This window comes from Eudoraea chungangensis, assembly GCF_029360665.1.
Classification (GTDB): Bacteria; Bacteroidota; Bacteroidia; order Flavobacteriales; family Flavobacteriaceae; genus Eudoraea; species Eudoraea chungangensis.
The window spans coordinates 1-25,663 of record NZ_JARDUB010000005.1 but is presented as its reverse complement, the minus strand read 5'-3'; the positions used below and the strand labels follow the sequence as shown (position 1 = coordinate 25,663).

General features: G+C 41.0%; 9 protein-coding genes. 7 read left to right on the top strand and 2 right to left on the bottom strand.

The window, feature by feature from the left end; genetic code table 11:
* Positions 1-12: 12 nt before the first annotated feature.
* From PXG98_RS12535 to PXG98_RS12510, 6 genes are all read left to right on the top strand, one after another.
* Complete coding sequence (locus tag PXG98_RS12535; protein WP_276391570.1) at positions 13-846, top strand: universal stress protein; 834 nt, start codon at positions 13-15, stop codon at positions 844-846.
* Between the two features lie 15 nt (positions 847-861).
* Positions 862-1,710 carry a universal stress protein gene (locus PXG98_RS12530; RefSeq protein ID WP_276391567.1) on the top strand — a complete coding sequence of 283 codons (849 nt, stop codon included), beginning with the start codon at positions 862-864 and terminating at the stop codon, positions 1,708-1,710.
* A 51-nt stretch (positions 1,711-1,761) separates the two neighbouring features.
* Positions 1,762-2,163 (top strand): hypothetical protein, encoded by a 402-nt coding sequence (locus PXG98_RS12525; protein ID WP_276391565.1) that lies wholly within the window; start codon positions 1,762-1,764, stop codon positions 2,161-2,163.
* Between the two features lie 157 nt (positions 2,164-2,320).
* Positions 2,321-2,749, top strand: a complete 429-nt coding sequence (locus tag PXG98_RS12520; RefSeq protein WP_276391563.1) for a hypothetical protein — start codon at positions 2,321-2,323, stop codon at positions 2,747-2,749.
* 110 nt (positions 2,750-2,859) lie between these two features.
* Positions 2,860-3,303, top strand: coding sequence for a hypothetical protein (locus PXG98_RS12515; RefSeq protein WP_276391561.1), 444 nt, complete (start codon positions 2,860-2,862; stop codon positions 3,301-3,303).
* A 7-nt stretch (positions 3,304-3,310) separates the two neighbouring features.
* Positions 3,311-3,943, top strand: coding sequence for a hypothetical protein (locus PXG98_RS12510; protein ID WP_276391559.1), 633 nt, complete (start codon positions 3,311-3,313; stop codon positions 3,941-3,943).
* 69 nt (positions 3,944-4,012) lie between these two features.
* Here PXG98_RS12510 and PXG98_RS12505 read toward each other — a convergent pair whose 3' ends face one another.
* Together PXG98_RS12505 and PXG98_RS12500 are read right to left on the bottom strand one after the other, a co-directional pair.
* Positions 4,013-4,507: a heme-binding domain-containing protein gene (locus PXG98_RS12505; RefSeq protein WP_276391558.1), complete on the bottom strand. Its 495-nt coding sequence runs from the start codon at positions 4,505-4,507 to the stop codon at positions 4,013-4,015.
* A 41-nt stretch (positions 4,508-4,548) separates the two neighbouring features.
* Positions 4,549-6,177, bottom strand: a complete 1,629-nt coding sequence (locus PXG98_RS12500; RefSeq protein ID WP_276391556.1) for a carboxylesterase/lipase family protein — start codon at positions 6,175-6,177, stop codon at positions 4,549-4,551.
* A 757-nt stretch (positions 6,178-6,934) separates the two neighbouring features.
* Between PXG98_RS12500 and PXG98_RS12495 the strand changes: the two genes are divergently transcribed.
* Positions 6,935-25,663, top strand: an 18,729-nt coding sequence (locus PXG98_RS12495; RefSeq protein WP_276391554.1) for a PKD domain-containing protein, incomplete at its 3' end; no start/stop codon positions are given.

Below are 25,663 nucleotides of genomic sequence, written 5' to 3'. Positions count from 1 at the left end.
AAAAATAAAGTCATGAAAAAAATTATCCTTCCTACAGATTTTTCTGAAAATGCTTTTAATGCTATATGCTATGCTGTACAGCTTTTTAAAGAAGAAACCTGTACTTTTTATTTGGTAAATACGTATACCCCGGCAATTTATCAAACGGAGTATTTGCTGCAAAGCCCTGGACAAATAGGTCTTGGAGATATATATCAGTCAGAATCTTTAAATAATTTAGAAGCCCTGAAAAAAGAATTAAAACAAAAGTTTAAAAACTCCAGGCACCAATTTATTGTGCGCTCAGCCTTTAATATTCTGGTTGATGAAATTTTGGAAATCGTAGCAAACGAAGAAGCCAACCTGGTGGTGATGGGAACACAGGGTGCAACGGGAGCAAAAGAAATATTCTTAGGTACACATACGGTTCATGTAATTAAAAAGGCCTCTTGCCCTGTTTTGGCGATACCCGCTGCTTATCATTATAAGAATGTTGAGAGGGTATTGTTTCCCACCGATTACGAAATAAAGTATACTTCAAACCAATTGGAAGACCTTCTGTTTTTAGTGAAGAAGCATAATGCTCACTTAGATGTAATCCATATTAGTAACGAATTCCCACTTTCAGAAGAACAAGAAAGTAATAAAAGCCTGTTAGAAGATATTTTAAGTGGTTTAGAGGTAGGTTTTCATGAACTACCCAGTCAGGAGATAATTACTGGTATTCACGATTTCCAAACCCAAACTAATGCAGATATTTTAGCCATGATCCAAAACAAGCATACTTTTTTGGAACGTTTATTTATTGAACCAGTGATTAAAAAAATTGGCTTTCACATAGAGGTTCCTTTTATGGTAATCCCCTAATTAAAATAAAGCAGCATGAAGAACATAGTTTTTGCTACAGACTTTTCTAATGAGGCTTACAATGCCTTGTTTTATATTACTAAATTGTTTGAGAAAAAAGAATGCCATTTCTATTTGCTCAACACCTATTATTTGCACAAAAGGCGTATTACAAACTACACTATGGCCAGTGAAGATTTGCAAGAGCCCTTAAATCCTGGGGACTTGTCCAAAGCAGCTCTTTTGTCTACCCTGCATCGAATAAACCTAGACGTTCCAAATCCAAAACATAGCTATGATATAGTTTCCGAAAAAGGTAATCTTCAAGAGACACTAAAAGACTTGGCTGCCCGTCTAAAGATTGATTTGTTGGTTTTGGGGAACGGTAAGAAAAAGGGATTAACTGCCTTGTTATCCGGGAACCAGGTAAAGGAGTCTATTGAAAAAGTAAGAAACTGTCCTATCTTGATAGTCCCTGAGGCGTACGAATATAGTGCACCACGCCATGTGGCATTTGCTACGGATTATAAGAACTATTTCCATGCCAGAGTTTTGTTTCCTCTGCTAACATTAGCCGGGGAATGGAATTCGAAGGTTTTTACTGTTCATGTTAAAGAGAAGGAAGATTTAAGTATCCGACAAAAAGCGAATATGGCAACGCTTAAAAAATACATGGCACATCTTAACCACAGTATGTATTTTATGCCAAAGTTTTCAAATAAAAGCAAGGTTATTGATACATTTATAAAGGAATTGGACATAGATATGCTAGTTATGATGCATTATGAACATGGCCTTTTTAACCGGCTCATACAGAAACCAATACTTGAAGAATTATGCATGTCTGTAGAGATACCACTGCTAATTATTCCATGTAATAACTAGACTAGCCGATTTTCACGGGGAATTTTTTTAAACTGATTTAAACACTATATTATGATAAAACTTGGCATATGGATAGATAAGGAGAAAGCACATATAGTCTCTGTGGAGGGGGAAGTAGTAAAGATGAAAACCGTCTTTTCAAACCTAGATTTTTTCAATCCGAGAGGAGGTTCCAGATCCAAAACTAGGTGGGGTCCTCAAGACGTTGTTCAGGACAGTAAATATTTAGAAAAAGAAAAACAACAGCTAAAACAATACTTTGGAGAATTAGCTGCACAGAGCAAGAAAGCCGATTGTATTGTTGTTTTTGGACCGGCAGAAACCGGAAGAGCCTTGCAAAAAGAGTGGGAGGGCAAATACAACGACCTGGCAAGAAAAATTAAGGCTGTAAAAACGGCCGACAGTATGACGGATAATCAGGTAATGGCGTGGGTTCGTGATTTTTATACTTAAACTCCCAATAATTATTACAAAGAGGGGGGTCACTGTTTTTTAGGGATTAGTATAAAATTCTATTAGCGGTAAGTTACTTTCATTTATTATAGGCATGATTTAAATCATTGCCATCCTATACTGCTAATACTAACTTTAGTGGGCTAATGGAATTATCATGGAACAAAAGAATACAATAGATATAGAATCGGAATTTAGCTTGGAAAAAATACATGCAAAACTCCAAGAATACAGATCTTCTTTGTGCTTTATTTCGGACGAATTTATTTTTATAGAAAAGCTCTTACACTCTTATGTTTTTGAGCCAGATACCCCTAATTTATTCGAGAAGCTACAGCTTTATTTAAGCGCACTTGAAAAGTTAAAAAAAGAAAAAGAACAACTTAAAACTCTTCTTTGTGAGTCGGAAGGAAGAATTGGCGGTGCAATAGAGGGCAAGGGTTCCAAAACAGATTTAGAACTCTATGAGGAGTATAAAATGATGCAGTTAAAAATGGCAAAATTTACTTTAGAGTTCCAACAGCTAAAAGCCGAGATATTCAATTACGCGGGTGGAATTTTAAGGAAGCACAGGCCAGACAACTAGTATCCGTTCCATTGTTCTTATGTAGGAGTTTTAAATGCATTCAATTAAGGGTAAATTCCATTTTAGACTAAAAAGGCTAAAATTATTAAGGACAATCTAAAGTTTTTAGAATGAGAAACAATGCCAAAATACATCGTTATATTGAGTGGATAAACCCTGAGGAAATGCACGAAACAACACTTGAGTGGTTATCCGAATTAAGCTTTATTAAGGATGAACAATGCTTTCTAAACTATCTCATAAAACACTACAGCCCGCAGTTGATGGATAAAAAATTCTTTAAACAAACTAAAGACTTTGTTGAGGCCATTACAGAAGAGGAAGGGAAGATAGAAGCCATTATTACACGAATTCAGAAGCATCAAAATGGGCTGGAAATTATGATGGATGAAAAGGATGAGTTAGATTTGGAAAGGCATTATCGGAATGAACATCATGAATTGCTCCGGGAAACATCAAATTATTTTAAAAGATATAAAGATTTAAAAACAAGATTGTTCGCTTTTATCGCTGAAATATTAAAAAAAGAAAAGAGTAAAAGACTTTTAAACTGATTATGTAATGAAGAGATTTGGCTATTTAATAATGGTTTTTCTTGTGGGTTGTTCTTCCTCTGATCTGGTGAGTAGTTGGAAGGATCCGGAAATTGTAATTTTTGATGCTCAAAAGGTGTTAATTGTGGGTATGACTTCTAATGAAGAGGTACAGGCAGACTTTGAGTTAAAGATGCAAAAGGAGTTTTCAAAAAGAGATGTGGAGTCTATGCGGAGTCTGGATGTTTTTGATATTGGTTTTACTGATAATTCCAGGACAGAAGAAGAATTGGACGAAGTAGAAGAAACTCTACTTGAAAGAGATTTTGATGCTATTTTATTCACAAAAATTTTAGGCTCCGAAAATAGACAGACCTTTAGAAAGAGTATGGCTAATTTGGATAATTATTACGGAGACTTTAAGGAAGACTACCTTTCTCATCAGGATCTCTACTTTGAACCTGAGGCCTATGCAGAAGAAACGGTCTATGTGGCTGAATCTTCCCTTTATTGTATTTGTATTGGAAAGGAGAGGCAATTAATTTGGCGGGGAATTATAGAAATTGCCGAGCCTAAAAAGATTAAAAATGCCATTAATGATTATGTAAAAATTGTTGTGGAGACCATGGAAGAGCAGGACCTGATTTTCTACGAAGACTAACTGGGCATTTAGTGTAGATAGAACAAAGGTTTCAATAAAATTGCTACATAAATCATCCAATTACCTACTTTATTTCCTTTTTGGCATTACCAAACTATCTGCAGGATAGGCATCCTTTAAATACTGCATTTGCCTCTCTGCCCAAGCAATGATTTTATTCCGTTCTTCCGCACTTAGATTTGCCTCTGCATGAAGACCAAAATTGGTATAGGACTCTAAAGGCATTTCATGATCTTCCACCATCTCAATGGTCTCTTCTAGCTTATGATTTTGTATTGCTATAGGTCTATGGATAAATTCTGAAAAATTTAAATGGCGTTTCCCATCTTCAATATGGTCATTAATCCACCAGGCCACAGGTTGCACATTGGCATACCAGGGGTAGACCGTGTTATTGGAATGACAATCGTTACACGCCACTTTTAAAAGTTGATTTACGTCTTCTGGAATGTTGTATTTTTTACTAATGTCATAGGTGAGATCTCCAGAAATATTTTGCTCTGGGCGAAAAAATTGGATGAGAACTAAGATAGCCAGGAGGGCTAAGAGGATTTTTTTAAGCATTGTATAGGTATTAAGTATTTTGAATAGGTTTATTAAAATTCTTATTTGGAAGAAATCAATTGAAATAGTTCCTTGTCCATTTGTGGTTTTAACGCACAGTTGTTGTCTAAATGCATGGTAGCTGTATTATCTGGCGTATAGGCAGGCCATGTAGGCAATCCGGAATGGTTGGGATCTCCATTTCTGGCAAAATTCAACCAGGCTCTACTAACTTTGTCTGCTAACTGATGTGCCTCAACACCACCTCCAGTCATATTCTTTCCCCTCTCAATATTGTCAAAAACAAAAGGCAGTTCCATACAGTGAAGACTTTTATATTTTCCATCGAAAACAGGAGATTGCCAGGTAAAGAGATACATGTACACGGCAGCACCTCCTTTTAAGGAAGCTTTGTCATTTGCTTGCGCCACAGCCCCCGGTCTAAACATTAGGTCTACGTCTATCAGGTCCTTGGCGGCGGTATCTTCTGGATAAGCTTTTTTTACTGCCTTAATGTAGGCATCAGATTTTTCTTTGTACTGTGTTTTTATATGTTGCATTATATCCTCTTCGCTGGCCTCTACAAAACGCATATTGGCAAAAGGGGCAAATTCGTTCTTTACCGTACCTATTAATAAGGGTATGTTTTTAGACATTTCGTAGGCTTCTTCTGAGGCCACCTGGTATGGGATATCTGTTCCATCCCTACTGGGTCCCCAATTTAATCCAAATCCAATAACGGGCTTACCAGCAGCATTTCTCTTTTCCTCTACCACTTTTAAGGCTTTACTACTTGCCTTGGCAAGTACTTCGAACGGAATGGTCTGTAGGCTATCTACCAAACTGGGTTCTAAATTTAATTGCTTAAGAACTTCAGCTCCAATTTCCTGGGTGTCTTCTTTTTCTAATACGGCCATTCTAAAAGAGCCACTTTGGTTAATGGCTTTATGGAATAACCCTTTGGCTTTTGGCATAGCCATTAGGGTATTAACCTTTGCTCCACCACCAGACTGTCCAAAGATGGTGATGTTGTTAGGATCTCCGCCAAAGTTTACAATGTTTGCCTTGGTCCATTTGAGGGCCGCGATAATGTCTAGCATACTAGTATTGGCAGAATGCTTGTATTTTTCTCCATAGGCCGAAAGGTCTAAAAAACCAAGCACGTTTAGGCGATGGTTTATAGATACAACTACTACATCTCCTTTCTTACTTAAGTTTTCTCCGTCAGTAGATGGGAGTTCCTGACTAGACCCAGCGGTAAAACCGCCGCCGTGTATCCAAAAAAGTACGGGGCGCTTTTTATTGTCGCTTATGGCTGGAGTCCACACATTTACACGAAGACAATCTTCGTTTGGATAACCCCAGTCATGATCAAAAACAAATTCAGGTTCGTCTTGAACAGAAGTGGTAGGCTTAATTAATGGCGCAACTGGGCCATAGGTAGTAGAACTTCGAATGCCTTCCCATGAATCTGCATCGACGGGAGGCATAAAACGCTCTGCTTTAGCGTAAGGTATTCCCTTATAGGTATATATGCCATTGTGAATATAGCCTCTTACCTTTCCAGAGGTTGTATTTGTAACCGCGACATTTTTTCCAGTCACTACTTCCTGTCCTTTCAGGTCAGGAAGAATTAAGAAGACCATTAGAACTATAAGTAAAGCCTTTGTTTTTTTTAGTGGAACAAGCATAGTTTTAGAGTTTAGAAAAGCATCTTTTTGAGTCACCTTTCAGTTATATGAGAATTTCAGTAGTAAGGTAAATAATTTATGCCATGTTTTAATAGGTAGCCATATTTTTTATGGAAGTTTTGGGTAGGAAGAAGGATTCATTTTGCAATTTAATTCAGATAAAACAACCTCGTCTAAGGAAGCCGTTTTTAAATTTATAAGTGCTTCGGTATGGAAGATTTAAGAATAGATGAACTTCAAAAATCAGGACGGCTAACAAATTGTAATTTGTAAAACTATTTTTCAGAGTTTGTTTAAGCTTTTTAAAAGAATGGTTTTACAAAGCTCTAGAAAGCGTGCAGTTCGTCGATGATAAATAGTGCATTTCATCGATTAAATCATTATTTATAGCCAATTACAGACTATGTTAAGGCATTCTTAAAACTTCTTGTTCTATATTTCAATTGTTAAAATGCCCCACATTCTAGCAGAACTTACCTCTTTTTTTTTGGTGTTGATTATTTGAATTCAATTTTTTAGACCAGCTATACATGAAGGACCAACCCCACTTGATCCTGATATTAGCCTTTATGGCCTGTATCGCTTTATTAAGGAGTTTTAGCACTCCATCCGTTTTGGTGCATTTGCAATCGCAACTAGCGCCTCTCTTGCATTTTATAAAACAAGGACCAACAAAAAGCTCGCAACTTTTAGATGCCGGGCAGACTTTATTATATCCTCAAAAACTAATTGCTATACCCGTTAAACGCAGATCATTATGAAAAAAATTACTCTAATTGCACTCTTATTAGTATTAGGACAAATGGTAACAGCCCAGACACCTTGTGGAACGCTGAGTCCACTTGACTGTTCTGAGGTAGACGTTTCATTGGCGACACCTTTCAACCTGACCTTTGATGGTACTGAGGGAGGAATTAATACAACTGGATTTACCATGGTAGATCCGCCATCTTCACCCTTAACAGCAGACGAGACTATTAATGATTTGGTTATTCCTGGATTGATAAGTGCTAATCTTTCCGTCTCAGGCGGAGCCTTAAATGTAACTGCCACTAACGGAATTAATTTTAGTCAACTCTCAGGTACGCCTTCAAGTACCTTTACAAATTCTCAAATGAATGCTCTGGGAGTGGGTGTGGGTATAACGAGTAATGTAGTAGATATAACTGCGACCATGGCACAGCCAAATTTTGCCGGTTCTACGAACAATGGGGGTACTGGATCGCAACAAGCAGGTATCTGGTTTGGACTTAACGAGAATAACTTTGCCAAATTAGTATTGGTTAAGAGTTCCGGGACACAGCAAAAAGTACAACTTGCTTTGGAACAAGGCGATGGGACAGGCAATACCACTAATTTAACTATAAACGAGCTCAACACAAACAGCTTTAATATTGCCGGTGTAAGCACTATTGCATTTAGAATTTCGGTAGATCCTTCCGATAATTCAGTAAGTGGATTTTACAGTATTGACGGGGCTGCAGAAATACAGGTCGGCGGAGATGGTGTATCCTTAACGGCACCAGCTAAATTTATTACGGGAGCCGACCATGATAGCAATATAGCAACCGATGCATTGACCTATGCGGGTATAATGACAACAACTAGAAGATCCACTGGAGGATCATTGGTGGTTTCCTATAATAGTTTTGGTGTTGCAGAAACTGCTGCTCCTATTGAAGTTCATGTGAACTTTATGAGCGATCAGCTTAATGGCAACAGTGGTGGCGTCTTAGCACCCCCAACGGGTTATGACAAGGACATTGGTGAAGCATTTGCGGTAAATCAAACCTCCGATGGATATAGCTATGGTTGGAGAAGAGCTGATGATCTTACGCCAATTAACACTACAGGAAACGGAGGAGCAGGAAGAAACAGAATAGGGAATACCTATAACACGACTACCGATATCAATGTGCAACTAGAAGGGACGTTAATGCACTTTCAAGGCGATAACATTAGTAGCTGGAGTGGTCAGAATCGGGGTAATGAATTAATCTGGGAAGTAGCTGTTCCAAACGGTACATATTTAGTAACGATTGGAATAGGAGATGCCAGTAATTCGGTCGATAGTAGACATAGTGCCGCTATTGAGGGTTACACCATTATTCCAGCTTTTAGGCCCACCCCAGGAGAAGTTAAGGTTGCCACAATGATAGTAGAAGTTGAAGATGCTGCCTTAACTATGAGTGGTCTTGGAGGTTATAATTCTAAGATTACACATATTGATATCATAGAAAGCACAGGTACACCAGTAAATGGTGAATTAACTTTTGATCCTGCTGCATCTAGTGAGTCTTTGGAAGCCGGGACAACGGGTTCCTTTATTAGTGCGTTATCAGGAGCCGAGGCAACGGATATTGCCCTTATTATTGATGATGATGGTGTAAATGGAACCGCAGACAATTTTAATGACTGGTTAAGCCTTCCTGCTACCGATGTATTGGGAGACTTTACCTTTGGGATTGATGCTAGTGCACTTGTAGCAACAGACACAAGAGATGACAGGATTATTGCTACCGCTGCTGGTTTTAAACCTGCTGTTTTGGATGCCGATCTAACTGTAACTGAGGCCCCAGTAGTTCCTATTTCCACTCCATTCCGTATGAATGTTGCTGGTGGCGAATATACCCTAGATGGCGATCTTTTCGAGGCCGAAGATACTTCTTATCTGGTAGGTACTTCAGAAACGAGTACTAACCCTTATGTTGTAGTTGGTGGTAATGAAGACCTGTATATTCCTCGTAGGTTTGGCCCAGACTTTGGTTACGCATTTCCTTTAGACAATGGGGATTACCAGGTTGTTCTACACATGGTAGAAAATTTCCAGACTGCCTCTAATGCACGGATTTTTGATGTTATCATGGAGGATATTGTTGTAATTGACGACATAGACCTTTTTGTAACCGCTGGAGAAAAGACTCCATATGTTGAATCTTTTAATGTTACAGTTGCTGATGGAGAACTTAATGTAGACTTTTTAGCCTCAATTAATGGAGGTATTTTAATGGGAATTGAGATATTACCGGCGGTCCAAAGTGATGCCACGGAAATCTTAACCTTTGCGATAGCTGGTGAGACAGGTTCTGCGACTATTGATACAGACAATGGGACGGTTACTTTAGAAGTGGCCAATGGCACGGGTCTTACGGGCCTTGTTCCAACGATTACTTTGTCTGCGGGAGCAACTATAGCACCACTTTCTGGAGTAGCACAGGATTTTGATGCTGGAGCAGTTAGCTATACGGTAACAGCCGAGGACGGATCCACAGTACAAGAATATGAGGTGACGGTCACAGAGGCTTTAGCTCCATTTGCCGCATTAATTAATTTCCAAAACAATCCTTCTGGTACTACCCCACCCACGGGTTACTTGCCTGATTATGGGAAACAATTTGGTAATGCCTCGGTAACAGTGAATAGTACAGATTATGACTACGGCTGGAAGCTTCTAGCTACTGATGCCCCATGGGATGCTTCTGATGAAGCTGCAAGTAATTCTACAGGAGTAGGTAGAATGCGTTTGGGAAATATTACGAATTATAATAATGCTTCCGATCAAGAAAAATTAGAGGGTACTTTGGTGCATTTCCAAGGCGATAATATTGCAGGATGGGGAAATGGACAACCGCGTAAAAACGAATTATATTGGGAATTAGAAGTTCCAAATGGTATTTATGAAGTTACCTTAGGCTTAGGGGATAAGCAAGCAAACCAATTAGACAGTCGTCATACAGCTACCCTCGAGGGATATACTATTATCCCAGCATTTAGACCATCTAGTACTGAGACCAGAGTAGCTACCATGATAGTAGAGGTTACTGATGGGGCTTTAACGATGAATGGTTTAGGTGGTTTTAATTCCAAGATTACCCATATTGAAGTAGTGGAAAGTACTGGTACTCCTGCAACAGGAGAATTGGTATTTAGTCCTAATACTGCTAGCCCTAGTTTGGCTGCTGGAGAAACAGGTTCTTTTGTAAGTACCCTTTCTGGAGACGGGGCTACTGCGATAGCACTAAATATAGAGGATGATCCGGTAAACACTACCGCAGACAATTTTAATGACTGGTTAAGCTTACCAACAACAGATATTCCTGGTGAATTTACCTTTGCTATAGATGCCAGTGCGCTTGCTGCTTCAGATACACGAAATGATAAAATAATAGCCACAGCTGCTGGTTTTAAACCTGCAATTTTAGATGCTGACCTTACGGTCACAGAGGGTTTACCAAATACCTTCTCTTTTATTGAAGACTTTGATGGCTATACCCCTTCCACAGGAGATCTTGCCGTGCTATCCAATGGAGATTGGGTAAAACAATCCGGAGATGAAGGTTTGGCAGATATTCCGGTACTGGAAGATGGACTAACGCCAAATACAACCCATTCTTTATCGATAAATAATGCCAGCACTATAGCAGTTCATGATTTTCAGAAATTAATCGATGCCCCTGTTGCCTTAGAGGCTAATGTTCCTTTTTATTACGGGACTTATTTCCAAATAACAGATCTAGGGACTAACAATAACAATAGAATACGGGTTGCTATACGAGTGGATGATAGTGGTGGTGAGGCTGCTGCCTGGGTCCGACAGATGATAAGTCGGAACGGAAATAATGGTCCTTTAGTCGCTAGATTAGGGCTCGCTGGTTCTAATGCCGCCCCAGTTGGAGAGGTTGGCGTGGATCCTGATCAGGTTTTGCAATTTGTGGTAAAAGGAGTGTGGGATGGCGCAGGTACCATAAGTTATGAATATACTATTGCACCGACTTTGGTAGAAGGTGATAATACTTGGGTTGCAGCTACTGCATCTCAGTCTGTAACAGGAACACCAGAATTAGGTAGAATATTTATTAGTTCTACCAGCACTGCCAATAATGGGAAGATTGGACCAATCAGACTCAGTACCGATTATGCTCAGGTAGTTACGGAAGAAATTATAGTCACGACACCTCCTGTTGTATTGGATCAAGAATTTGATATTACGGAGATAGCGGTAGTAGGGGATGCAGTAGGTACTGTAGTAGCTACGGATGCAGATACGGATGTTGCAGATTTGGATTTTGCTATTACCTCGGGTAATGAAGCAGGAGATTTTACTATAAACCAGGATACCGGAGAAATCACAACGGTGAACGCACTTGATTTTGCGGTTACCCCTCAATATGTGTTAACCGTAGAAGTAAGCGATGGGACCAATGCGTCGAGCGCGGAAATGACCATCGATCTTATAGATGTATGTAACCCATTGAGTATTCTACCTTGTGATGCGGTAGTGGTTAGTTTACCGGTGAATTTAGATTTTTCTGCCCCAGTAGCCAATACTATTTTTGATACAAATGCATCAGGAACTGGCTTTACAGCGGTTTTAGAACATTCGGAGGCAAGAAGGGCTGGAGATTTAGCTATTTCCAATCCAAGGATAAATGGATATGAGCCATCCTTACTTACTTTAGGTAGTGGTACTTTGGCCATACAATCACAGGCTGGGATTGCTTATTTAGATCCTGATATTGGAAGTAGTAATAATAATAACCAGGTTAATACTTTGGGGATAGGTCTGGATAATTTATCCGAGACAATAACGATAAAAACCACGCTATTAAATATAGTTACAGGAGGGGATGCCGCACAGGCAGGGCTCTGGTATGGTTTTGATGAGAATAATTTTGTTAAGCTCGATATCAATAATAACAATGTAGAACTTCGAGTAGAGCGCGCAGGGGCATCAGCAAACAATAATACAGACCAACTTCAGGTAAATGCATCGGCCTCAGGCAATGATGTTGTCTTGGAGATGGTGATTGATCCTACTGCTTTATCGGTAGAGGCCTTTTACACAGTTGGAGCGGGAACCAGAACTTCTTTAGGAACATTATTGCTTCCAGCAAATTATTTTACAGGAAGAGATATCAATGCAGTAGGAGGTCAGGACAATGTTTCCTTTGCAGGGATCTTTGCTACCCACAGAAATGGTAGCCAATTCACAGCCACTTTTGATGACTTTAGTGTTGAGGCTGATACGAATACGAACATTCCTCCTGTAGTTGACGACCAAATTTTTACAGTATCGGAACTAGCATCCATAGGAGATGCAGTAGATACAGTAGTAGCTACAGATGCAGATACGGATGTTGCAGATTTGGATTTTGCTATTACCGCGGGTAATGAAGCAGGAGATTTTACTATAAACCAGGATTCTGGGGAGATTACTACGGTGAACGCACTTGATTTTGACACTACGCCTCAGTACATATTAACAGTAGAAGTTAGTGATGGGGACAATCAGGTTGAGGCTTCGATAACCATAAATGTTGAGGAAGATATAGTTGTTCCTCCAGTCGGAGACTTCGCCTTCATAGAAGATTTTGATTATTCTCTTGGAGATCTAGAAACGGTATCTGGTGGAGCTTGGATTCCTGAAAATTCAAAGCCAGATTTACCAGTAGTCGCCACTTCTATTGCTACCGGCGTAGCCAACTCGGTAAGGATTGAAAACGATAATACGGTTATAGATTACCAAACACTAATAAACAATCCTGTCGCTCTTGAAGCGAATGTGCCATTCTACTATGGCACCTACTTTAAAGTAGAGGCCTTAGGTGCAAGCGAGGGAAATAGAATTCGTGTGGCTATCCGGGTAGATGACGATGGTGGCGAAGGGACCGCATGGGTTCGTCACATCATTGGAAACTATGGAGGAACCTATTATGCTCGACTAGGACTTGCCACTTCTAATTCCAATATGGGTCAGACAGAAATTGCTCCTGACCAATTGTTACAGTTTGTTGTTAAAGGAGTATGGGATGGTGCTGGTACTATTAGTTATGAGTATACTATTGCACCAACCTTGGCAGAAGGAGACAATAGTTGGATAGCAGCAACCGAAGATCAGACTGTAGTAGGTATACCTGAATTGGGTAGAATATTTATCAGTACTACAAGTACTGCCAATACAGGAAATATTGGTCCAATCCGATTGAGTACCGATTACACCGAGGTAGTAACAGAAGAAATTACGGAAGAAGCTTCACCTTGTAGCCCATTTAGTACGTTACCCTGTGATCAAATCGTAACTAGTAATGCTGTTTCCCTTAGTTTTGACGGGACAGAAGGTGGCCTAAGTGACACCGGCTTTACCATGGTGGATCCTTATTCGGGCACAAGAGTCGCGGAAGACGGTACTCCTTCTAATACAGACGTACCGGGATATGAGCCAGGAAACCTAGCTCTTACAGGAGATAACCTGGTGATTTCGGCAAATAAAGGAATTGCCTATTTAGATAATAATGCCCAGATAAACACACTTGGGGTAGGATTACAAAACATTACATCAACAATTACCCTTGAAACAAAATTACTCGGAATAACTACCGGGGGAAGTTCCGCACAGGCTGGAATTTGGTTTGGAATAGATGATGAAAACTTCGTAAAGCTCAATGTTAACAACAACAATATTGAGATGCGTAGGGAGATAGGTGGTGCTTCCGCAAACGGAGCGGACTCCCCAGATCAAATTCAGGTTAATGCACTTGGTGTGTCGGGACAAGATGTGACCTTGCGATTGGTGGTAGACCCAGAAGCAGAAACACTAACTGCTTTTTATTCTTTGGATGATACTAATTTTACCCAACTGGTTAAAACTAATTTTGACGACTTAGTGCTACCAGCTGCATATTTAAGCGGGAAAGAGATAAATGGAGAGGTAGGAAACGCTAGTTTTGCAGGGGTTTATGCCACCTATAGAAGTAATGCTAGTTCTTTTGATGCAACTTTTGACTATTTTACTATCTCGGAGGATGCTACCCTTTCTTTTGATGTAACAGAACTTAGTTTCTCAGGAGAACAAGGAAGTAGTATTGCACCTCAAACAGCCACTCTGACGGCAAGCGAAGGTAGTCCCGCAATTATATTAAGTGATGATCCGGATTCAGCGTCATGGCTAATTTTGCCTGAGAACCCAGTTCTTGGAGACCTGGAATTTGGTATAGAAGAAGGTCTTGCACCTGGGAACTATAGTACCACAATTTTCGCAATTGAACAACCAGCTGATGTTGGCTATACGAGCGCTGAATTACAGATTACTCTGGAAATTACCGAGCCGGTCAACGATTTTGCCGTAAATATCAACTTCTCGGATCCTGCTACAGCTCCTCCCGCAGACTATGAAAGGGATAGTGGAGACCCTTATGGAGACAGAGGGAACGACCTTACCTATGGATGGTTAACTTTAGGAGATGCACCAATAGACCTCACAACAAATACCCGGAATAGAAATTCAACTGTTTCTTTGTTAGAAAAGACCTTAATCCATATGCAATATGGGGATACCGGTGGGTCTAACGGAGTCGCTACAGAAGGCAAGTGGGAAATAGAAGTACCTAACGGGTCTTATAACGTTGTGGTAAGCGTTGGGGATCCATCTTTGGATGGTACTAACCCAGTTGATACTACACCATTCCATAGCTTGAATGCTGAAGGAACAACCCTGGTAGATCGTTATACTCCTGTTCGTGTGGCTAATGACCCAGAACAGTTTACTACTGGAAGTGCAGTAGTTTCTGTTGAGGACGGACGTTTAACGCTTGATGCTACCGGTGGTTTTAATACCAAAATAAACTATGTACAGATTACTGCTACTGCAGGTGGAGTACAAACGCCAAGAGTTGTAGGAGTGGATCCAGACGACGGTGCCATTGGCGTACCGGTAAATACAAGTATTTCGGCTAACGATCTGTTTTTGCCTAATCTGGATTCACAAAATAACGCGGGTGTAGACAATAACACAATTACTACAACTAGTGTAAAACTTATTAAAGTATCCAATGGAAATCAGGTTCTAGCCAGTGTAAATGGTACAGGTGGCGGAGACGCTATTAACCTTGTTCCTTCTGCCCCTCTTGAAGCAAATACAGAGTACAGATTCGAGATTGAAGGGGTTTTGGACTTAGTGGGAGAGCCATTTGAAGCCTTTGCTTCGACCTTTACCACAGGAAGTGGTAATACCGGACCTGTAACCGATTTAGACAACGTGTCCTTTTCAAATGAAGGAGCAGTTGCATCTGGTGAGCAGTATACTACCTTAACGATTGGTCCTGACGGAAAATTATATGGTTTACAAATAAACGGAGATATTGATAGATGGACCATTGAAAGTGATGGTACCCTTTCAGGAAAAGAGGATCTGAATGCCTGGAAAGGTAACTATGGTAACAGCAGAACCTCTGTTGGCCTAACCTTTGATCCGGATGCTACAGCACAAAATCTTATCGCTTATATTTCACACAATTCAGGTGGATTAAGTGGAGCTCCTGCTTGGGATGGTAAAATATCTAGACTTACAGGAGACAACTTACAGACCGAGGTTTTAGTTGTTACTAATTTGCCTAGGTCTACAAAAGATCACTTAACCAACAGTATAACTTTTAGACCTGGAGAAAACAATGTATTGTACTTTAATCAGGGGAGTAATACAGCCGGAGGAGCTCCGGATAATTCTTGGGGACAGCGAAAAGAACGCTTGCTTTCAGCTGCTGCCTTGCGCCTCGATTTGGATAAATTACCAGAAGGACAATGGCCTTTGAATGCTAAAACCACAATGGACCCAGCGACGATTAACGAGGCGAATGTAAATTCTCCTACATTAGCCTCACCTGGAGGTACTACCTATTCAGAGTCTGGCCAAAACAATATTCCGGATGATGGGACTTATAATCCTTATTATTTTGATGCGCCTTTAACCTTATTTGGAACTGGAGTTAGAAATGCCTACGATTTAGTTTGGCATTCTAATGGGCAACTTTATATTCCAACTAATGGAACAGCCGCAGGAAGTAATGCGCCCGCGTCCATTGATGATACAAGAAGACCAGATGGCAGCATCTATGATCACGATGACATTAGCGGAAACTACCCGGTAATACCTGCCTCGAACAGTAATAATACTCAAAAGGATTGGTTGTTTAGATTAAACCCATCTAATCCATTGGGTTATTATGGGCACCCTAACCCTTTGCGTGGAGAGTTTGTTTTAAATAGAGGAGATGCAGATGTAAATCAATCTGGAAATACTTATGATGGAGTGCAACCAGATATTAACTATAGAGGAGCTGCCTTTGATTTTGAAAACAATAAATCGCCAAACGGTGTCATTGAATATAAGAGTAATGCCGAGAACGGTAACCTAACCGGAGCTTTACTGGTTGTTAGGTATAGTGGTGGGAGCGATATTATTGCCCTTGTACCCGACGGACCTAACGGAGACATCAATACCTTTAAAATAGGAATCCCAGGATTTACAGGATTTAATGATCCTTTAGATCTTGTAGAAGATGTAACCACAGGAAATATTTATGTGTCTGACTACGGGCAACGTGAAATTATTCTATTAAGACCTAGTGCCCAGGCTTCACCAGAAGCATTGATTGTTTTGGATGCGGAAGAAGTGGTAGGAGATGCCATTACAAGTAACGACTTTACTCAGGAAATACTTCTTTCTAACCTTGGAAATGCCAACTTAGAAGGAATTACTGCAGAAATTACGGGGCCGGATAGCGATCAGTTTAGCTTCAATGGTTTGGCTTCTAGCCTAAATCCTCAGAATTCTGATGCATTTAACGTAGTCTTTAGCCCTACTTCTAATGGTCCAAAATTTGCCCAATTAACCATTTCTGGAACAGATGTAGACGATGTTGTTATTCCCCTGAATGGTTTAGGAAAGCAGGGTACAGGTGGTTCTAATGAGCCTTCTCTGCAATGGATCTTAGATACACAATTAGGGGCAGGAGCTGTGAATGTAGGAGATGAAGATCCAGCTACAAACATTTTCAACCCTGCTAATGGTTTAGATTTTAATGATCTTTTAGGAGATGAATTAGATATACAAAGCTTCGAAAGGGCAATAGATGCTCCGGTAACCTTAGAGTTATTGAGCGTTTATGGACCAACAGGTTCCGATCCTGTTGTGGCTTTTGGATGGTATGAGACAGGTAATGCCTCAGCTACCAATGAGCTCTTTACGGTTGATAATACCCCTGTGAGTAATGGACAACGATTAAATCCACCTTTAACAGGATTAGATCAGTTTGATCCGGGAACACAGGCCTTTGGTTTCTATAGCAGATGGCCTGCATTCCAAAACAGACAATTATATAGCGAAGATGTTCTAAATACTTTCACTGGTAATATTCCGCACCATGTTCGTGTATATGCCTTGCCAGGGGAGACAGATGCTTATATTATCGCTACGGAAGAGCATATTACTGGCTTCGATTATCAGGATATTGTTGTAATTGCTAGAAATATTAGACCTGCAGATAATACTCCTGCGCTTAACTGTGCGCCAATCAGTCTGCTAGACTGTGAAGAAATTCCAGTAGCTCTGCCATACAGCCTAACATTTGATGGTACAGAAGGCGGTTTGTCTAATACAGGGTTTACCATGGTAGATAATCCAACAGTGCGATTGGCTGCAGACTTACCTATCTCACATCCAGATGTTTTGGGTTATGAGCCTGGGAAAATTAGCTTAACTAACGGGAATCTCATCTTGGAAGCCAATAACGGAATTGCGTATAGAACGGAAGGGTCTGGAGGCACTCAAAGTACAGATGTAAATTCACAGGTGAATACTTTAGGCGTTGGATTCGACGCCACCTCTTATGGTAGTTTTAGTATTACAACTACCATTGTAAATCCCTATACCGATGGCTCAAACGATTCGGAACAGGCCGGAATTTGGTTTGGACTGGACGAGGATAACTTCGTAAAACTTGTCGCGAATAGTGGCGGACAAGTAGAATTACGCTCTGAGACTAATGGTATATCTGCTGGCGATGACCAAGAGGTTACTTCGGTAGCTGGATTAAATACCAGTACGGTTCAATTAAGACTTTTTGTAGATGTAGATAATAATTTACTTGTACCTCATTATACCATAAACGGGGGTACGGAAGTGGCATTTACAGCATTACCTTTACCAGCCTCTTATTTGGCCGGTAATGCAGCCTATGATGATCAGAGTTTTGCAGGGATTTTTGCTACCAAAAGAAGAGAGGCCGCAGCTACTGTGACCTATACTTTTGAGGATTTTGCGATTACACCGGAAAATAGTGCGGTAGCTCTAAGAATAAATGCAGGTGGTACGACAACGTATACAGACGCACAGAGTAACGTTTGGGAATTAGACGAAACATTTTTAACGGGCAATTCAGAAGTGTCATCTAAGATATTTGATGTGGCAGGCACCACTGAAGATGACTTGTTCCTGGAATACCGTTTCTCAAATGACGATGCAGCTGGGTCAGGTCCGGGAGCACCATTCGGATACTCTATACCGGTAACAGGAGCAGGACCATATACAGTTAAACTGTATTTCTTAGAACCTTTCTTTGGAGTACCAGGTGGAGGAGCAGGAGGTACAGGTGTGCGTGTGTTCGATGTTGATATTGAAGGAGGACAAGGTTCTTTATCTAATTATGACCTTACTGAAGAAGCTACTCCCGGAACTTTGATAACAGAGACATTTTCTGATATTACTGTAACGGATGGAAATTTAACTATCGATTTCACGGCCACTACCAACAATGCGATTATTTCTGCTATTGAAATTATTGGAGGTCAGGTTGGTTCAGGAGCATTCTTTACGAATGTTAATCCTGCTGATAACAGCAATGGTGTAGCTATTACAGACTTCCAGATCACCGTATCGGTAAATACGCCCGAAGGATATGAACTGGATGAAGGCACTATTGCAGGCAATGTAAATCTGTATAGAGTGGTAGGGAATGATGAAATTTTAGTTCCTTCCAATTCTAATGATACAGGCGGAGGAGATGCAATTACCTTAACTCCTTTAAGTGATTTACAACCGTTTACCGACTATGTGTTTAGAACAACAAACGCTATAGAGGCTAACCTTATCGGAGACCTCACTACAAGAATCCCTTTCCAGGCGTTCCGCTCTGACTTTACAACAGGGGATGGTACAACGGTTCCGGATCTAGACCTTACCGGTGTAGAATTCACCCAAGTGGCTCTGCCAACTACAGAAGGAGAACGTTTCTCTAGCCTAGTCATAGGACCCGACGGGAAGTTGTACGGTAGTACCATTGGAGACTTCCAATCGGACGGTAGAATATTCCGATGGGATATGGCGGCCGATGGAACCCTTGAAAATGAAGAAATATTAACGCCTCAGCTTCTTGGATCCCCAGATCCGGAAGGAGGATCGAGACCAGGAAACAATAACGAAAGACTTATTATTGGACTAGTATTTGATCCGTCGTCTACGGCAGAAAATTTAATTGCCTATGTAACCCATAGCCAAGCTTCTGATTCTGATGGTCCGGAATGGGACGGAAAATTAACCAGATTAAGTGGTCCTACCTTAAGCGATGTACAGGATATTATTGTGCATTTACCTAGGTCTAAGAAAGATCATTTAACCAATAGCGTAATTTTTGATGATCAAGGAGATCTTTATATAAATCAAGGAAGTAATTCCGCTGGTGGTGCTCCGGATGCAGCCTGGGACTTTAGACCAGAAAAACTATTGTCTGCTGCAATACTAAAGGTAGAATTAGACAAATTACCAAATACCCTGCCCTTAAGTGCTTATACTACCGATGATATTGCGGTGATTAATGCAGCGCCTTCGGGAAGTATTTTAATGAGTGATAATACCTATAATCCGTTTTCTGTTAATTCACCCCTGACCATTTTTGCTTCTGGAGTTCGAAATGCCTATGACTTTGTATGGCACAGTAACGGTTGGTTATATATACCTACCAATGGTACTGCTGGGAACAATAACTCATCGCCAAATTCACCAGCCTATACGATAGGAGATCCTTTGGCAAGAAGAATTGATGGTCTTGGTGTGTTACCAAACAACGTCCCAGCGCTAAATGGTGGCGAGACACAAAAAGACTGGTTATTTAAGTCGCAAGGAGGATCCTATCACGGACATCCAAATCCTCTTAGGGGAGAATTTGTATTGAACCATGGAGGAGCTCCTTATAGTGGCGTTCCGGGACAAGAATCAGAACCGGCAACGGATGTTAGTAAATATCCAGACAATTTGGGTCCAGATCCAAATTACCGAGAACCGGCCTATGATTTTGGTTTTAACAAATCTCCAAATGGGGCTATCGAATACCAAAGTGATGCCTTTGGCGGCAAACTACAGGGTCTGTTAATGGTGGTTCGTTTTAGCGGACAAGACGATATTATTGTCTTACAACCCCAGGGTAATGGAGATATTGCCAATGCGAATGGCGACGTACCCGGCTTACAAGGTTTTGATGATCCTTTAGACGTAGTAGAAGATCCAAATACAGGAAACATGTATGTTTCTGAATACGACAGAGGTGGTAACACCAATGTAGGCTTAGTGCTTTTACGTGCCAATGTTCAGGCAACCCGCGGACCTAAAATTGTGGCTGCCCCAGAAGAGTTGATTTTTGAAGTCACGAATAATACTAACCCTAATGAAGGCGAGCAAACCGATACAAAAGTGGTTGAAGTAACCAATGATGGAAATGAGGTGCTTAATATAACTGGTGCTTCCTTTACCGGTACTTTTGCTAGCCAGTTTACTTCAGTTACCCCATCTGGGGTAGTAACCCTGCAACCGGGGGAAAGCCAGGACTATACTGTTGTTTATGCAGCGGGGTTAGATGGTTCTGCCCTTGGATATCAGGAAGCTGCTTTGCTGATAGAAAGCGACGATCCTAATAATCCTAGTTTCGAAATAGGGCTGCACGGTCTTAAGAAAGCCGGTTATGAAGGCAATCAAGAGCCGCCATTACAGGATGTAGTAGATGCCTTAGGAATTGGAATTGATGTTGGTTGGACAAGTTTATCCAACGGTACAAATCCGGCTCCGGTTGGAGATGAATTAGAAGACGAGCGTTGGGTAAAGGCCGGTAATGAACCTGTAACTCTTGTGTCCGTAGGACGTTATTCTCCTGCAGAGACCTTACCTTTTGGATGGTATACCAATATAGATGGTTCAATTACAACTAATGAAGTAGGGGTGCAAGCCGATGGTATAGACAATGCACAGACCCTATTCCCAATTTTAGAGTCGGGTGATACTTCTTTTGATCCACAGGGAGCCGTCTTCGGAATCTACACAGAATCTAATTTTTTCAACAGGTTTAATTATACGGAAGATGGGCTTAACGCTATTCAGACTTCAGGAGTTACACATAGGACCAGAATTTACCCTAATAGGGATAGAGATGGTAATCCTATTGAAAATAGCTATTTGATTGCTTTTGAAGATGCAGCCAATGGGGATTACCAGGATTATCTTTTTATTCTCAGTAATGTTGAGCCTTTTGTGGATGGCAGTTTGGTTTTAGACTTTACAAAGGAAAGTCTAGACTATATTGTAGCAGTAAATCAGGAAGATATTCCTGTACAACAAATCAGTTTAACAGCTACAGGAGGAGTTGTAAGCTCAGAAATCACCTTGGAAAGCAGTGAGGATTGGGTAATCTTGCCAGAGAACTTTAATCTGAGTATTCCTTTTGATGTTGGCATCGATAATACCGGTTTAGGAATTGGTTCTTATACGGCTACCGTTACGGCTTCTTCACCTAATTATGAAGACGCTACTTTTGACATAAATCTGGAAATAACCAACGAATTGGTTTATACCTATCAGTTTAATTTCCGAACTCCTGATCCTAATAATATTGAACCTTCCCCGTCTGGTTATGTCGACGATATTGGTACCGAATATGGGGTGCAAAGTACAATTCTTGGGGATGTTACCTATGGCTGGGTATTGCCTGGTACGTTAACACCTGCGGGTGCTGAAACAAACGTTAGGAATAGACCAGAAGGAATTGGAGATGGTATACTATTACAGACATTAACCATATTGGGACACAGGAATGACAACTCTTTTCCATATAGGGAGTGGGTTGTAGATTTACCCAATGGTACCTACTCTGTTAATCTAAGTGTAGGTGATGCGACGGCTACGGATAGTAACCACGTATTGGACGCAAATGGTACAGAAATAATTAATTACAACCAAGAAGCAGATCCTAGTGGACCTACTTATAGTTCTGATACTAGCATAGTAGAGGTAACCGATGGCATTTTGAGATTAGGTCTAGGTACGGGCGGTGTGAATGTTAAACTAAACTATATACGTTTGGCTCCCGTTAATACAGCACTTATACCTCCAACGATAGTGGCTACTTTTGATGGTAATCAAAGCGACGAAGATACCTATAGAGGTGCGGTGGACATTACTCTAGAAGCTACAGACGAAAGCGGTAGTGGAAGTATCGTAAGGTTAGAGTATAACTTAGATGATGCAGGAGTGGAAGAATATACCGAGCCACTAAATGTCTCGGATGTAGGACCACATACCCTTGTAGTAACAGCAGAAGATGCAAACGGAAATATTACAGAACAAACGTTCAATTTTAACATAGAAACTCCTTCTGGTGCCTTATTGGCCATAGAAAACATGACCAAGATACCAGGAACAGACAGAGGTTTCCCTGCAGACGATTATTACACCTTCTACAGATTAGGTCAGCAAGGTGGCAATGGTGCACAGTGGAGAGACTTTAATACAATGCGATTAAATAATACAGGATCTGGTGATCTTGTGGTTTCAGAAATAATCGTTTCAGATCCGAACGACTATACTTTTGAGATTTTGGATGCCAATGGCGAAACCATTGAGGGACCTGGCTTTACGGTACCAGTGGGTAGTTACGTAGATCTTCCAATAACCTTTATTGGAACAACTGGGAATGGTAATAATGGCTTATTCTTAGAAACCATTCAAATAATTTCTAATGCGGATAATGCTTTAGAAAACCAAGCAAGCTTACATGGAGGATATGCGCCTCAACCAGAAGGTGGGGACGAGATTAATGGGCAGGAAGTATTTGATGTCTTTGGTTTCCAATCCAGCATGCTGAGTATTGTTAATGACGAGGGAACCATCTCGCCTCCAAACAATGTTCCCTTTAGACCTAGCTCTAATTACCCTCTTGAAGAGAATATCAACGCAGGTTATGAAGGCGATATGATCTTACCTAGTGCCTATGTAGTAGCCGACCCCAGTCAGCCAGTTTATGGCTTACAGCTTTCTGCATTACATGGCACAGGTTCTGCAAATGCAAGGTTTATTCAGGTAGGTGCAGACGTTACCGTAGGGGGAATTAACTTTGCTCATTCTAACGCTTGGTATCAGTCCTTATTACCGGTAAAAAGCGGAGAAACGGACCCGGCAATAATAAATTTTGATTCCTCCACGAGTATTAATCAACCTTTTAGAATTCAGGTGGCAGGTTACAGAAGCTCGGGAGGTCAGACTAACGGAAACAACGCGGACGGAATTTTAGGTCTTCGAGTTTACCGTGTCATAGACCATAATGGAAATGTTATCCCAAATGAATATTTGGTAATGCAGGATTATATTGGCTCTGGTTGTGGTGCCGGAGGTGCAAACTGTGACTGGAATGATAATACCTTTTATTTTACTAATATTAGACCTTTGGAGGTGCCAACGGCACAGCCTATTGAGGATCTATTTGTTGCAGTAGGCTCTAATTTCTCTGTGGAGGCTACAGAAGCTTTTGACATTGGCTACGCGGGGAATAAACTTACCTATGCGGCTAGTTATGAAGGTGGGGCATTACCATCGTGGATAAATATTAACCCTCTTACAGGTTTGGTATCAGGTAATGTGCCTAACGATGCGTCGGGTAGTTTCCAGATTGATATTGACGGGGTAGATAGCAACGGATTAATTGCGAGCACTTCCGTTACTATTACAATAGACGAAGCGCCAATTGCGGAGGATGATGAAATTCAGGCGGTTCAGGGAGTGCCATTATTGTTAGAAAATTTATTGGCAAACGATAGTGAACCTAACGGCCAGGACCTGACAATTACCCTAGTAAGTAACCCGGGTAACGGAACTGCAGAACTTAACGAAGGAGAGAACACGGTGCTATATACCGCCAATGGATCCTATGTAGGTCCGGATTCTTTTACCTATACTATTGAAGATGAAAATGGCTTATCGGCAACTGCGGATGTCCTTATTGATGTAGTAGAAGAGAATCTGCCTCCTACTGCAGTGGCAACTTCTAATATAAATGAAGGAATACCTGCGCTAATTGTGCAGTTCTCTGGAGATCAGTCGACTGATGATAACAATGCTATTTCTGGGTATTTATGGAACTTTGGAGACGGCTCGGCTACTTCCAACGCAATAAATCCAGAGCATACGTATACCTCAGCAGGTAATTTTACGGCTACTTTGACGGTTACTGATGCAGGAGGTCTTCAAGATCAGGCTCAGGTTAGTATAACTGTTTCGTCTTTACCGAACATAGATCCGGTTGCCAGAGCTACATCTGATGTTTCCACTGGGGATGCTCCTTTGGTAGTTGGTTTAAGTGCCAGTACCTCAGAAGGAAATGGAGATCTTACATATTTGTGGGACTTTGGAGATAATACAGCGACTTCTACTGCGGAAGAGCCAGAACATGTCTTTACAGCACCAGGCACCTATACGGTAAGCCTTAGTATTGAAGATGCAGAAGGGTTAACAGATAATACTACCTTAGAAATTGTAGTAACTGGAGATCCTGTTGCCTGTGGACCAGTACCAGATCCTTGGACTAGTTCAGATATAGGTAACGTAGCTGCTGCGGGAAGTGCATGTTTTGACGATGGAACCTTTCAGGTGGAAGCTTCCGGTAGAGATATCTGGGACGAAAGTGATGAATTCCATTTTGTTTATCAGCCGTTAACGGGTGATGGAGAAATTATTGCCAGAGTATTGGCTTTAGACGCTACCCATCCTTGGGCAAAAGCCGGAGTTATGATGCGAAATACCACTGCTCCTAATTCGGCGCAAGTACTGATGTCATTCTCTCCAAATCCAGTAGGAGATGGCTTGTCTTATACTCTACAGGATAGACCAACTGCCGGAGCAAATATGACGCCCGCGGATAATAACTTAGGTCCGGTGCCAATAGATGACTATCCTCATTACGTACGTTTGGTACGTGAAGGAAATACCTTTATTGGCTATGCATCAGACTCTAATGGCAATTGGGAAGAGATTGGTAGAAAAGATATCACCATGGGAGAGACCATCCAGGTAGGATTGGCTACGACTTCTCATAACGATGGGGTAATTACCAATGCTATATACGATAATGTTTCTGTAATTCCAGCTGACGGAGGGAATACCCCACCAGTAGCTGCCGCAGATTCGGATATCATTAGTGGCTTGGCGCCATTAACGGTTAACTTTAATAGTGATGACTCTACGGACGACAAGGCTATTACTAGTTACCTATGGGATTTTGATGATGATGGTGCAACCAGTGCTTTAGAAGATCCATCGCATACTTTCGATACCGCCGGGGTTTACCAGGTGAGTTTACGAGTTGAGGATGCAGAGGGTGCATTTGATACGGCTACAATT

What these genes read in the sequence shown, in the direction of transcription:
- PXG98_RS12500 (WP_276391556.1), bottom strand. Translation starts at nt 6,177, where the DNA reads ATGCTTGTTCCACTAAAAAAAACAAAGGCTTTACTTATAGTTCTAATG.
- PXG98_RS12505 (WP_276391558.1), bottom strand. Translation starts at nt 4,507, where the DNA reads ATGCTTAAAAAAATCCTCTTAGCCCTCCTGGCTATCTTAGTTCTCATC.
- PXG98_RS12530 (WP_276391567.1), top strand. Translation starts at nt 862, where the DNA reads ATGAAGAACATAGTTTTTGCTACAGACTTTTCTAATGAGGCTTACAAT.
- PXG98_RS12535 (WP_276391570.1), top strand. Translation starts at nt 13, where the DNA reads ATGAAAAAAATTATCCTTCCTACAGATTTTTCTGAAAATGCTTTTAAT.
- PXG98_RS12525 (WP_276391565.1), top strand. Translation starts at nt 1,762, where the DNA reads ATGATAAAACTTGGCATATGGATAGATAAGGAGAAAGCACATATAGTC.
- PXG98_RS12515 (WP_276391561.1), top strand. Translation starts at nt 2,860, where the DNA reads ATGAGAAACAATGCCAAAATACATCGTTATATTGAGTGGATAAACCCT.
- PXG98_RS12510 (WP_276391559.1), top strand. Translation starts at nt 3,311, where the DNA reads ATGAAGAGATTTGGCTATTTAATAATGGTTTTTCTTGTGGGTTGTTCT.
- PXG98_RS12520 (WP_276391563.1), top strand. Translation starts at nt 2,321, where the DNA reads ATGGAACAAAAGAATACAATAGATATAGAATCGGAATTTAGCTTGGAA.